Source organism: Liquorilactobacillus capillatus DSM 19910, from assembly GCF_001434915.1.
Taxonomy (GTDB): domain Bacteria; phylum Bacillota; class Bacilli; order Lactobacillales; family Lactobacillaceae; genus Liquorilactobacillus; species Liquorilactobacillus capillatus.
Genome location: NZ_AZEF01000027.1, coordinates 219310 through 232063, shown reverse-complemented (window position 1 = coordinate 232063; position 12754 = coordinate 219310). Strand labels below are relative to the sequence as shown.

At 38.3% G+C, this 12754-nt stretch carries 15 protein-coding genes; 13 read left to right on the top strand and 2 right to left on the bottom strand.

Features of this window, described 5'->3' with window-relative positions; genetic code table 11:
* Window positions 1-7: 7 nt before the first annotated feature.
* On the bottom strand, window positions 8-631 hold the full coding sequence (gene lexA, locus FC81_RS06770; protein ID WP_057744684.1) for a transcriptional repressor LexA: 624 nt from the start codon (window positions 629-631) through the stop codon (window positions 8-10).
* A gap of 151 nt (window positions 632-782) precedes the next feature.
* On the opposite strand from lexA, the gene FC81_RS06765 reads away from it, so the two are divergent.
* Together FC81_RS06765 and FC81_RS06760 are read left to right on the top strand one after the other, a co-directional pair.
* Complete coding sequence (locus tag FC81_RS06765) at window positions 783-1031, top strand: DUF896 domain-containing protein (protein ID WP_057744681.1); 249 nt, start codon at window positions 783-785, stop codon at window positions 1029-1031.
* 84 nt (window positions 1032-1115) lie between these two features.
* Entirely contained in the window at window positions 1116-1343 is a 228-nt protein-coding gene (locus FC81_RS06760; RefSeq protein WP_057744678.1) for a YneF family protein, read from the top strand.
* Between the two features lie 29 nt (window positions 1344-1372).
* Here the strand turns inward: FC81_RS06760 and FC81_RS06755 are convergent, their stop codons facing one another.
* Entirely contained in the window at window positions 1373-2002 is a 630-nt protein-coding gene (locus FC81_RS06755; protein ID WP_057744675.1) for a lysophospholipid acyltransferase family protein, read from the bottom strand.
* Between the two features lie 95 nt (window positions 2003-2097).
* Between FC81_RS06755 and FC81_RS06750 the strand changes: the two genes are divergently transcribed.
* The 11 genes from FC81_RS06750 (at window position 2098) to FC81_RS06700 (ending at window position 12700) form a co-directional block, all read left to right on the top strand.
* The gene (locus FC81_RS06750; RefSeq protein ID WP_057744672.1) at window positions 2098-2853 is read left to right on the top strand and encodes a tRNA1(Val) (adenine(37)-N6)-methyltransferase; all 756 of its coding nucleotides are present in this window, start codon (window positions 2098-2100) and stop codon (window positions 2851-2853) included.
* The gene (locus FC81_RS06745) at window positions 2834-3136 is read left to right on the top strand and encodes a GIY-YIG nuclease family protein (protein WP_057744669.1); all 303 of its coding nucleotides are present in this window, start codon (window positions 2834-2836) and stop codon (window positions 3134-3136) included. Before FC81_RS06750 ends, FC81_RS06745 begins: the two co-directional genes overlap by 20 nt.
* 126 nt (window positions 3137-3262) lie before the next feature.
* Complete coding sequence (locus FC81_RS06740; protein ID WP_057744666.1) at window positions 3263-4252, top strand: D-2-hydroxyacid dehydrogenase; 990 nt, start codon at window positions 3263-3265, stop codon at window positions 4250-4252.
* Between the two features lie 190 nt (window positions 4253-4442).
* Complete coding sequence (rpsB, locus tag FC81_RS06735; RefSeq protein WP_057744664.1) at window positions 4443-5237, top strand: 30S ribosomal protein S2; 795 nt, start codon at window positions 4443-4445, stop codon at window positions 5235-5237.
* Between the two features lie 87 nt (window positions 5238-5324).
* Window positions 5325-6203, top strand: a complete 879-nt coding sequence (tsf, locus tag FC81_RS06730; protein WP_057744660.1) for a translation elongation factor Ts — start codon at window positions 5325-5327, stop codon at window positions 6201-6203.
* Window positions 6204-6555: 352 nt separating this feature from the next.
* Window positions 6556-7278, top strand: coding sequence for a UMP kinase (pyrH, locus tag FC81_RS06725; RefSeq protein ID WP_057744658.1), 723 nt, complete (start codon window positions 6556-6558; stop codon window positions 7276-7278).
* Window positions 7279-7282: 4 nt separating this feature from the next.
* A complete protein-coding gene (gene frr, locus FC81_RS06720) occupies window positions 7283-7846 on the top strand; it encodes a ribosome recycling factor (RefSeq protein ID WP_057744655.1) in 564 nt (187 codons plus the stop codon).
* A 183-nt stretch (window positions 7847-8029) separates the two neighbouring features.
* On the top strand, window positions 8030-8809 hold the full coding sequence (locus FC81_RS06715; RefSeq protein ID WP_057744653.1) for an isoprenyl transferase: 780 nt from the start codon (window positions 8030-8032) through the stop codon (window positions 8807-8809).
* Window positions 8810-8815: 6 nt separating this feature from the next.
* Entirely contained in the window at window positions 8816-9601 is a 786-nt protein-coding gene (locus FC81_RS06710) for a phosphatidate cytidylyltransferase (protein ID WP_057744650.1), read from the top strand.
* Between the two features lie 37 nt (window positions 9602-9638).
* Window positions 9639-10916: an RIP metalloprotease RseP gene (gene rseP, locus FC81_RS06705; RefSeq protein ID WP_057744647.1), complete on the top strand. Its 1278-nt coding sequence runs from the start codon at window positions 9639-9641 to the stop codon at window positions 10914-10916.
* A 65-nt stretch (window positions 10917-10981) separates the two neighbouring features.
* On the top strand, window positions 10982-12700 hold the full coding sequence (locus tag FC81_RS06700; protein ID WP_057744644.1) for a proline--tRNA ligase: 1719 nt from the start codon (window positions 10982-10984) through the stop codon (window positions 12698-12700).
* The last annotated feature ends 54 nt before the right edge of the window (window positions 12701-12754 follow it).

The following is a 12754-nucleotide window of genomic DNA, read 5'->3' as shown; positions in this document are numbered from 1 at the left end:
AGTTGTTTTAAAGAAAATCCCTGTAGAGGCCAACGACCTTACCTAGAATTAAAACTGAATCTAAAATAATTGGAGGCATAGTATCGTTTTCCGGTTGTAATCGAATATGATCAGCTTCTTTGAAGAACCGTTTACAGGTTGCTTCATTTTCATCAGTTAGTGCAATGATAATGTCACCGTTATCGGCAGCACGTTGCTTACGAACGATGACTTTATCTCCATTTAAAATCCCCGCATTGATCATACTTTTACCCCGAATCGTCAACATAAACAAGTCAGTTGCTGAATCCATAGTAGGTGGTAAAGGAAAGTAATCGGTAGCTTCTTCAACAGCTAGGATAGGTGTTCCGGCAGTGACTGTCCCTAAGACAGGAATAGCTTGCGTGTGCTCCTCGATTCCGATGGCCTCTAATCCGGCAGCCGTTAGCTCGATTGCTCTTGGTTTAGTGGGATCTTTCTGGAGGTAGCCCTTTTTTTCGAGTCGAGCCAAGTGTCCATGGACTGTTGAAGTTGAGGAAAGGTTTACTGCCTGACAGATTTCACGAACAGTGGGTGGATATCCCTTTTCATTGACTCGTTCATAGATGAAACGCAGAACAGCCATTTGTCTTTTTTCAGAAGCTTTTGTCATTTATGACACCTCAATTTACTAAGTTATTAGTTAAATTTTAGCATAAAATAAGCATGGTTACAAACAAATGTTCGGCTTAGGCATTTGAAAAACATATTTTTTTCTTGTATGATGGATTTTATAATTACGAATAAGTTAGGAGCATCTAATAATGGCAGGAAAGATACCACCAGAACTGATTGACCGTATTAACGAGTTATCTAAAAAGAAAAAGGAAAGTGGCTTATCAGCTGCTGAATCAAAAGAGCAAAGAAAGTTACGCCAAAAATATTTGTCCTTGTTTAGAGAGACCTTCAGAAGTAATGTTGAGATGTTACAGGTTTTTGATAAAAAGGGCAATGAGGTAACCCCAGAAAAAGTTAAACAGATTCAGCGAAAAAAAGGATTACGCGATGATTAACTTTTATTTGTGATATGTCCTTTATTTTTAAGAGCTAGTTGTGTAAAATTAAGAGATAGAGTGACTTGAAGGGAGTAATTGTTGATGTCGACAACGATCTGGGTATTTATTGCAGTTCTTGCATTGATCGTAGGGTTTGCCGGTGGTTTTTTTGCAGCACGCAAATACATGGAAAACTACTTGAAGAAAAATCCTCCAATTGATGAGAATATGTTAAAAGCGATGATGTTGCAGATGGGACAAAAACCATCCGAAAAGAAACTGCATCAGATGATGAATGCAATGAAAGCACAAAATAATAAGAAAAAATAAAAAAGAAGCTCCGTTAAGGAGCTCCTTTTTTATTTCTTTACTGTTTTGGGATCGATATATTCATAAGTTGGATCGATCTCTCGGTCTAGTTCGTCAAAACGGTCATGCAAATCTTTAAGAACTAACTGCTGTTCACTGTCTGTTAGCTTACGTTTTCGATCGATATATACGGGTTCACCGAACGAAACAGTTACTCGTTTGCGCAGTAATAATCTCTTAAAAGTAGGCGGTCCTTGGTAAACGACTGGAATGAGCGGAACACCAGCTAATTTAGCAATTAAAAGTGCACCACCTTTCAGTTTTTGCGAATGCCGCGTACCTGACGGAAACATAATCAGCGAGAGATCACGGCTTTTTAGCCATTTGATAGGAGTCTTGATGGCTGAAGCACCAGGATGTTTACGGTCAACTGGAAAGGCATTGGCGTGCACCAAAATAAAACGTAAAATTGGATTTTTGAATAACTCTGACTTCGCCATAAAAGAAAACTTCTTAGGTGAAGCTGCAAGAGCAAAGTAAATCATATCAAACCATGCCCGGTGTGGACCAACGAGAATATAATTACCAGCAGGAAGTTTCTCTTTATTACGGTAGTGCGTATTACCGTTAATTAAAAAAAGAAAAAGACGTGCAACAACACGAATAAATGAATAGAACATCACGATGACATTCCTTTCTACATTAAAATATTTCAGTGATTAGTATTGCATATTTTTTGTGTTAGTTGCAAGTCTAAATAAGGTTAGGTCAAAAAATGAATTTAAATGAAAATGAAAGAATTGACATGCTGTATTCCAGTGATATTAAGATAATTCAAAGTGCAGAAGTTTTTTCTTTTTCACTGGATGCTGTCTTGTTGGCCCATTTTACACAGCCAATAAGAAAAAAGAAAGGTAAAATCGTGGATCTATGCGCTGGAAATGGAGCTGTAGGGCTCTTTTTGAGCGCTAAAACACAAGCACATATTACGGAAGTTGAGCTCCAACCGCGCCTTGCAGATATGGCTCAGCGCAGTGTGGAATTAAATGAATTGACTAAACAGATGGATGTTTTGAATATTGATTTAGCTAATGCTGAACGTTATCTACGAAAGGATTCATTTGACACGGTAACTTGTAATCCGCCGTATTTTGCTAATTTAGATAATAGTAAGAAAAATGAAAATCCTTACTTTGCGATTGCTCGGCATGAGATCACCGTTAATCTAGCGAAAATAATTGAGGTTACCAGTGGCCTGCTAAAGATGAATGGTAAGGCATATTTTGTGCACCGACCAGAACGAGCCTTTGAATTGCTAACACTTTTAGAGCAGCACCGTTTAGCACCTAAAAGGATTCAACTGGTGTATCCTAAAAAGAGACGTGAGGCCAATATGATTTTAGTTGAAGCGATTAAAGATGGGCGGCAGCAGGGGCTCCGCTTTTTACCGCCAATAACGGTCTATGGTGAAAATAATCAATATAGCTCTTTTGTACGGGAGATTTTATACGATGGAAAAAAAGAAGACTAAAAATTATTTTTTTTATGTTTTACTTTGTGCGGATGGAACTCTATACGGTGGTTATACAACCGACTTGCAACATCGATTGACTGCACATAACACTGGGCGAGGGGCAAAATATACCCGTGTCAAAAAGAGACAGCCAGTAAAGATACTCTATTATGAAACATTTAAAGAAAAAAGGTTAGCCTTACAAGCTGAGTATGCATTTAAGCATCAAAGTCGTGCACAAAAACTTATTTATTTACGCGCAGCGGGCGTAACTGCTAAACTGCCACAACACTTAAAGTAATAAAAAGCTTAATTTTTATTTGAAGATTAACTTCGTGGTACAATAACATTTGGTAACCATAGCTAATTATAAGTTAAGCTTGGTTTCTCACCGTATAATTATCATTTATTTAATTGGAGGTTCACAATGAAGTTTATTGCATTTAATGTTCGTGAAGATGAGTTACCGTATTTTAAAGCTTGGGAAAAGGAAAATGGTATCCAAGTTGATACAGTACATGAAGCACTAACAACTGACTCTTTGGATCAGCTTGCTGGGTATGATGGTGTTCTGGGCTTGCAGACAGGAACATACCCGCAAAAAATGTTTAACAAGCTGAAGGAAAATAATATTAAAGTATTTTCTATCCGTAATGTTGGCGTTGACAACCTTGACTTAGAGGAAGCAAAACAAAACGAGATTAAGGTTACTAATGTCCCAGCTTATTCACCAAATGCAATTGCTGAATTCTCAGTAACACAATTAATGCAGCTTTTGCGTAATACGACGGTTTTTAGACGCAAAGTGGTTGAACACGATTTCCGGTGGGCTCCTTTTGTTGGAAAAGAACTACGTTCATTAACAGTTGGTGTTATTGGAACTGGTAGGATTGGGCGTGCTGCAATTAACATCTACCGGGGATTTGGCGCAAAAGTTATTGCATATGATGTTTATCCTAATCCAGCATTAGATAGAGAAGGAATCTATGTTTCGTCATACGATGAGTTATTTGCCCAAGCTGATGTTATTACAATGCATATGCCAGCAACACCTGCAGATCATCATCTGATAAATGCAGCTTCGATTGCCAAGATGAAAAAGGGCGTTTACATTATTAATACAGCACGTGGCTCGCTCATCAACACAGCTGATTTAATTACAGCTGTCAAAAATGGTCAAGTAGCTGGAGCAGCATTAGATACCTATGAAAACGAAAGTACTTTATTCAATCATGATTGGCGTAATAAAGAGATCAAGGATGAAACTTTTAACGAATTATTGCAGCTTGATAATGTCCTCGTAACGCCGCATGTAGCCTTTTATACAGAAATAGCAGTTCAAAATATGGTTTATATTGCATTAAACAGCGCCAAGGCAGTCTGCGAAACTGGAACGGCAGAAACATTGATAAATTAAAATGAACAAGTTTAAGTAAGGCTATTCATTTAAAAAGAATTGCTTTTTTGCCGTTAATAGGGTAAAATACTTAAGGTTGCTGTAATAGCACCAATTCACACTCTATGCGATGAGCGGAAGGTTGCTCAGTTTGAGTCTTCTATCAGTCGAACATAGGGGAGGAAAAAAACAATATCGGAGGTAACAAATTATGGCAGTAATTACCATGAAACAATTGCTTGAAGCTGGTGTTCATTTTGGACATCAAACACGTCGCTGGAATCCTAAGATGAAGAAATATATCTTCACAGAACGTAACGGGATCTATATTATCGATTTACAAAAAACAGTTAAATTAATCGATAGTGCGTACAACTTCGTTAAGGATGCAGCTCAAGATGATGGTGTTATTTTGTTCGTTGGAACAAAGAAACAAGCACAAGATGCAATTGAAGAAGAAGCAAAACGTGCAGGTCAATTTTATGTTAACCATCGTTGGTTAGGTGGAACATTGACAAACTGGGATACAATCCAAAAACGGATCAAACGTTTGAAGGAAATCAAGGCTATGGCTGAAGATGGAACATTTGATGTCTTACCTAAAAAAGAAGTTGCTTTGTTGATTAAACAAAGAGAACGTCTTGAAAAGTTCCTTGGCGGTATCGAAGATATGCCACGGATTCCAGATGCAATGTTTATTGTTGATCCTCGTAAAGAAAGAATTGCAGTTAAGGAAGCACGTAAACTTAATATTCCAATCATTGCAATGGTAGATACTAATGCTGATCCGGATGAAATTGATGTTAAGATCCCATCAAACGATGATGCAATTCGTGCGGTACGTTTGATTACTTCTAAGATGGCTGATGCTGTTATCGAAGCACATCAAGGTGAAGATCAAGAAAAACTTACAGAAAAGTCATTTGGTGAAACCGAAAAAACTGATTCAATTGAAGATATTGTTGAAGCCGTTGAAGGCAAAAACAATACTAAAGATGCTGAATAGTTAAAACAGAGGCTGTCTCAAACGTTAGGCACGTTAAGGGCCTTAAGTTTGAGGCAGTTTTTATTAAAAAATAAGGAGGCCATTGATATGGCAAAAATTTCTGCTTCTCAGGTTAAAGAACTGCGTGATAAAACAGGTGTTGGAATGATGGCTGCTAAAAAAGCTCTCGTTGCAGTAGACGGGGATATGGCTAAAGCAGTTGATCATCTGCGTGAAAAGGGAATTGCGAAGGCTGCTAAGAAGAGTGACCGTGTTGCTGCAGAAGGTCTAGCTGACGTTGAAGTTGCCGGAAATACAGCAGCTATCGTTGAAGTTAATGCCGAAACAGACTTTGTTGCACAAAATGCGCAGTTTAAAGAATTAGTTAAGAAAATTGCTAGTGTTATTGCAACTGAAAAACCTGCGTCTGTTGAAGAAGCCCTGAAGGTTAAAACAGCTAATGGGACCGTCAATGATGAAATTATCGAAGCAACACAAGTTATTGGTGAAAAAATTACTTTACGTCGTTTCGCTTTGGCTGAAAAGACAGATGATCAAAACTTTGGTGCATACTTGCATATGGGTGGAAAAATCGCAACACTCGTGGTCCTTGATCAAGCAGATGAGGCAACTGCTAAGGATGTTGCAATGCACGTTGCTGCAATTAATCCAAAATATGTTAATCGCGACCAGGTTCCTGCAGCAGAACTGAACCATGAAAAAGAAGTTCTGACTCAGGAAGCTTTGAATGAAGGTAAACCTGAAAAGATTGTTGAAAAGATGGTTGCAGGTCGTTTGAATAAGTTCTTAGCTGAAATTAGCTTGGATGATCAAGAATTTGTTAAGGATCCCGACCAAACTGTGGGTAAATATGTTGCTTCAAAAGGTGGCAAGGTTCATTCATTCGTTCGTTATGAAGTTGGCGAAGGAATCGAAAAGAAAGAAGACAATTTTGTTGATGAAGTAATGAGTCAAATCAAAGATTAAGGCGAAAAGATGCTTTAGTCTGGTTTACTTATGATTAATAAGATTGCAAACAATAGTTAAAACTGTATATTACGAGAAAAAAACCAAGCCAGAAGTAATATTTTGGCTGGTTTTTTTATTAACCTCTCCGGACAAATTGTGTGATCACTAATCTATTTAGCACCTAAAAGAATTACTTTTGAGGATGTTTTTCATGTTCTGAATATTATAGTTGCTTATTGCTTGCTTTTCAGAGAGGGCTAGTGTTAAATAGCTTTTTATGATATTCAAGTTAGTGAAAGTATGTTAAAATAAATAAGAATGTGTTCTTAAAATATTGATTGTAAATTTACAATGAACGAGGAGGGCCATAATGGCAAACGTTAAGTATAAGCGTGTGGTATTAAAATTAAGTGGTGAGGCGTTAGCAGGGGACTTAGGTACCGGTATCAACCCTCCAGAAATTCGAAAAGTTGCGGAAGAAATTAAAGAGGTACATAATTTAGGTGTTCAAATCACGATCGTTGTCGGTGGCGGTAACATGTGGCGTGGTGAAGCTGGTGCTCAAATGGGTATGGAACGTTCACAGGCAGATTATATCGGAATGCTTGCGACTGTTATGAATGCTCTAGCATTACAGGATAACTTAGAATCAATCGGTGTTCCAACACGCGTTCAGACGGCAATTGAAATGCGACAGATTGCTGAACCGTACATCCGCCGTAAGGCTATTCGTCATTTGGAAAAGGGACGGATCGTAATTTTTGCTGGTGGGACAGGTTCGCCTTATTTCTCAACGGACACAACGGCAGCTTTACGTGCATCAGAAGTTAATGCTGATGTCATTTTAATGGCTAAAAATGGTGTTGATGGGATTTACTCTGCTGATCCGCTAAAAGATGCCAATGCTGTGAAGTATGAAGAATTAACACATTTGGATATTATCAATAAAGGTTTACAGGTTATGGATACAACTGCATCTTCACTTTCAATGGATAACGATATTCCACTAGTTGTATTCAATATGAATGAGAGTGGCAATATTAAACGTGTTGTTGAAGGTGAAACAATCGGCACAACAGTGAAAGGAAAATAATATTATGCAAATTAACGACCCAATAATTAAGCAAGCAAAAGAAAGAATGACTAAAGCTGAAGAGGCATTCCGGCGTGAATTGGGTAATATTCGTGCAGGCCGTGCTAATGCCAGTTTGCTGAACCGAATTATGGTTGACTATTACGGTGTTTCAACACCGTTAAATCAAATCGCACAGATTTCGGTCCCAGAAGCACGTGTGTTGTTGGTGACACCGTACGACAAGTCATCACTGAAAGATATTGAACATGCAATTCTAGCTTCTGATTTAGGGATTTCTCCCGCAAATGATGGTTCAGCTATTCGCTTAGTTATTCCACAGTTAACAGAAGAACGTCGGAAAGATCTTGCTAAGGAAGTTAAGGCTGAAGCTGAAAATGCTAAAGTAGCTGTTAGAAATGTTCGACGTGATATGATGGATGATTTGAAAAAAGCTGAAAAAAAGGGTGACTTAACTGAAGATGATTTGCATTCTTTAGAAGATCAAGCCCAAAAGGTAACGGATGCATCTATCAAGAATGTTGAAACAATACAAGCAGAAAAAGAAAAAGAAATTCTTGATGTTTAGAGTAGACAACCGTCACTAGCAGATGGTTACGGACAACGGGTCGCATTGTTGAATCTTTTTGATTGAGTAAATTAACGGAATCTTTTTAGATTTGAAGTTGATGGTATCAATTGGAAAGTTCGTCTTTGCCCCGTTGTTCGTTTTTAGCAACAGTTACTTTAACTTCTAATTGGGGGTGTATCTTTGTTTTCGCGTTTAAATAAAAATAACGGTAGTTCACAAAATGAAAATGATAAAATTGACTTGGAAAGAATTCCGACACATATTGCAATAATTATGGATGGGAATGGTCGCTGGGCTCAAAAACGTCATTTACCACGGATTGCAGGACATAAAGCAGCATTGGAGACTGTGAAGGAAGTGACAAGAGAAGCCAGTAGTTTAGGTGTAAAGGTTTTAACATTATATACTTTTTCTACGGAGAATTGGAAACGACCGCAAAAGGAAGTTGACTTCTTAATGGGCTTGCCAATAACATTTTTTGACACTTTTGTGCCGGAATTGGTTGAAAAAAATATTCGAGTTAATACGATAGGTTATATAGATGAATTACCTGCAAAAACACAGGCAGCCGTTGGACGTGCGGTGGAAAAGACTGCACAAAACGATGGGATGGTTCTGAATTTTGCGATTAATTATGGTGGACGTGCTGAAATTACAACAATGGTTAAAAAAATTGCCCAACAAGTTAAAGACGGGCAACTTGCAGTTGATGAGATAAATGATGAAAAAATTACTGAAACACTGATGACAAGCTCGGTGGCACCGTATAACGACCCAGAATTACTAATCAGGACCAGTGGGGAGATAAGGCTATCTAATTTTCTACTGTGGCAGCTTGCATACAGTGAATTTGTCTTTTCGGATGTTTTATGGCCTGACTATACGGCGAAGTCTTTAAGGACAGATATTCACGAGTATCAGAGTCGCAATCGGCGTTTTGGGGGTTTAAAGAAGGAGTAATGTAGTATGAAACAACGGGTAATAACCGCAATCGTAGCTTTAATTATTTTTATTCCACTAGTTATTTATGGTGGTCTTCCGTTTGAGATATTATGCATCTTGCTTGGCTTAGTTGGCTTATCTGAGATTTATATTATGCGGAAAAAATTACTGATATCACCTGAAGCGACAATTGGGTCATTAGCGGGCTTGACAATTATTGTTCCGCAAAATTGGTTATCTTTTTTACCTAACTCAGAGTGGCGTTTTAATATTTTTTATTTTTTCGTGTTGCTGTATTTATTATATACTGTAATAACACGTAATCGTTTTTCATTCGATGATGCGGGTGTCTTGATTCTAGGTGTGCTTTATACTTCAGTTGGTTTTCATTTTTTGATTACCGCACGGCATGCAGGACTAGATACGCTTTTTCTAATTCTTTTTACTGTCTGGGCAACTGACAGTGGGGCATACATGGTTGGACGCAAGTTTGGAAAAAATAAACTTGCACCACATGTCAGTCCTAACAAGACTTGGGAGGGAACGATTGGCGGTTCGGTTATCGCACTAATTATTGGGGCAGTCTATACGTCCTTTTTCCCACAGGTTTACAGCTGGGGTACAATGTTATTAATCGTTCTTTTAGCTTCAGTGGTTGGACAATTGGGAGACCTTGTTGAATCTGCTTTAAAAAGATATTATGGTGTTAAAGACTCAGGTCGAATTTTACCGGGACATGGTGGAATCTTAGACCGCTTTGATTCATTATTGTTTGTTTTACCTGTGATGCACTTTGTCGGTTTAATTTAAAAACGACTATTCTTAACCATAATGAAAGGAATATTGGATGATTACAACTATTATTACCTTTATTATTATTTTTGGAATCCTTGTGCTTGTGCATGAATTCGGACATTTTTATTTTGCTAAACGTGCGCATATTCTTGTGCGTGAGTTTTCAATTGGGATGGGTCCTAAGATCTTTTCTTACCATAAGAATGCAACCACATATACAATCCGCCTGTTGCCTTTAGGGGGCTATGTTCGGATGGCTGGTTTAGAAGATGATGATGAGACTTTAAAAACAGGTAAACCTGTTACACTCATCTTAAATGAGCAAGGCCAGGTTGCTAAAATCAATACGAGCCAAAAGAAAATGTTGTTTAATGGGATTCCCCTGCAAGTCGTTAAGTGGGATCTGGAAAAAGAGTTATGGATTGAAGGGTATGAGAATGGTGCTGAGGATCAATATCGCCGTTATACGGTAGATCACGATGCTTCGATTATTGAGGAAGATGGAACGGAAGTTCGGATTGCTCCTCTTGATGTTCAATTTCAGTCAGCGACCCTGCCGCGCCGGATGCTGACTAATTTTGCTGGCCCGCTTAATAATTTTATTTTAGCGATCGTAGCATTTACGCTCGTAGCGGTACTACAAGGGGGCGTCTTGACTTCAACTAATCAAATCGGTAAGGTAGCAACAGACTCAGCAGCTGCACAAGCTGGTTTAAAAGTAAACGATAAAATTATTGAAGTTAATGAGCGAAAGACTAATACGTGGGAAAAACTGGTAACTCAAATCAGCAAGCAAGGCGGTAAAAAAACTAGTTTGTTGATTGAACGGAATGGTAAAGAAAAAAAGATTGAGTTGACGCCAAAAGTTAAAGAAAGTAATGGTCAAAAAATCGGTCAGATCGGAATAGAATCTAAAATAACTAAGGATAGTTCACCATTGGCAATTGTCACATATGGCTTTACAGAGACGTGGGGAATGATTACTGCAATCTTTGGTGCACTTGTGGGAATGTTTACCAAGGGCTTTAGTTTAAATGATTTAGGGGGACCAGTAGCGATGTATTCATACACCTCACAAGCAGCAAAGTATGGTGTTGTTAATGTAATTCGCCTATTAGCTTTTCTCTCGGTTAACCTTGGAGTGGTTAATTTATTACCTATCCCTGCTTTAGATGGCGGTAAATTATTGTTAAATGTTGTCGAGGGTGTTCGGCGAAAGCCGATCTCTCCTGAAAAGGAAGGTATTATCACGCTGATTGGTTTCGGCTTTTTGATGCTATTGATGATTTTGGTAACATGGAATGATATCCAACGTTACTTCTTTAATTAAGAATAAACATTCTTTTACACGAGTGAGAGAATGATGATAGTTAAGTTTATAAAGGAGATTTTTGTATGAGACAGTCAAAAATATTGATTCCAACTATTAAAGAGGTACCAAGTGATGCTGAAGCAGTTAGTCATAAAATGATGCTGCGTGCTGGTTATATTAAGCAGATCACAGCTGGAATGTACGCTTATTTACCGTTGGCACATAAAGTATTGCGTAACATTGAACAGATCGTACGTGAAGAAATGGATAAGATTGATGGAGTAGAAATGCTTGTCCCAGCCATTATTCCTGCCGAACTATGGAAAGCATCTGGTCGCTATGATACTTATGGACCAACTATGTTTAAGCTGAAAGATCGCCATAAGAGAGACTTCATCATGGGACCAACGCATGAGGAAACTTTTACCGCAATTATGCGTGATGCTGTTAAATCATATAAGAAGTTACCTTTAACACTGTATCAGATTCAAATGAAATATCGGGATGAAAATAGACCTCGGTTTGGTTTATTACGTGGGCGCGAGTTTTTAATGTTTGATGCATACACTTTTCATGCTGAACAAGACAGTTTAGATAAAGTCTACCACCAGTTTGAAACAGCGTACCAAAATATTTTTGAACGCTGTGGTCTAGATTTTAGAAGCATCATTGGAGATGCTGGTGCAATGGGTGGCCATGATTCTAAAGAATTTATGGCCATTGCTGATATCGGAGAAGACACTGTTGTTTATTCCGATCAGGGAGATTATGCAGCTAACCTTGAGATGGCAACTAATAAAAGAACGACTCAAATAAGGCACGAAGCTTTGCAAGAATTACAAAAAGTAGCTACTAAAGAGGCAAAAAATATTGAAGATGTTGCGCAACTCCTGCAGGTTGATCCAAGCAAGGTTATAAAGACACTGCTGGTTATCGCAGATAAAAAACCGGTTGAGGTCTTACTACGTGGAACAGATGAGCTTAATGAAGTTAAACTTAAAAACTATCTAGGTGTAAATGAAATGAGGTTGGCAAGTGATACGGAAGCTCAGAAATATTTAGGGGCCGATTTTGGTGCCTTAGGACCGGTAGGGATTGACGATACGATCGAAGTAGTCGCTGATTTGGACATTAAAGAGATGGCTAATAACGTCGTTGGTGCGAATGAAAATGGCTACCATTTAATAAACGTTAATGTTGATCGTGACTTTAAAGTTGTGGCTTACGCAGACTTGCGTCTCGTTAATGAAGGTGATATTGCACCTGATGGTAAGGGAAAACTGCGCTTTACTCGTGGAATTGAAATTGGTCATATTTTTAAGTTGGGAACACGATATTCTAAAGCACTTGGAGCAAATGTTTTAGATGAAAACGGCCGCCAAAAACCAGTGATTATGGGTTGTTATGGAATTGGTATTTCTCGTTTGCTCTCAGCAATCGTTGAGCAGCATTGTGATGAAAATGGAATTATCTGGCCACAAAATATAGCGCCTTTTGATGTACACATTATTCCGGTTAATGCCAAGAATAAGGAACAGATGGACCTTGCGCAAGAAGTAACTGCTCTTTTACAAAAGGCCGGCTACAAGACTTTACTAGACGATCGTAAAGCAAGAGCAGGGGTTAAGTTTGCCGATTCAGATTTGATGGGCTTACCAGTTAGAATCACGGTCGGGAAGAAGGCTGAAGAAGGTATCGTTGAAATCAAGCTGAGAAAAAACGGTGAAACACTAGAAGTCAAAACGGACGAGTTGCTTAATTCAGTTACGATTTTACTGGGAGAAGAAAAGAAAGCTCAGTAGTTTCAAGACAGGCAATTAGTCTAATATAAATATGTAGGCTGAAATGAATGTTGA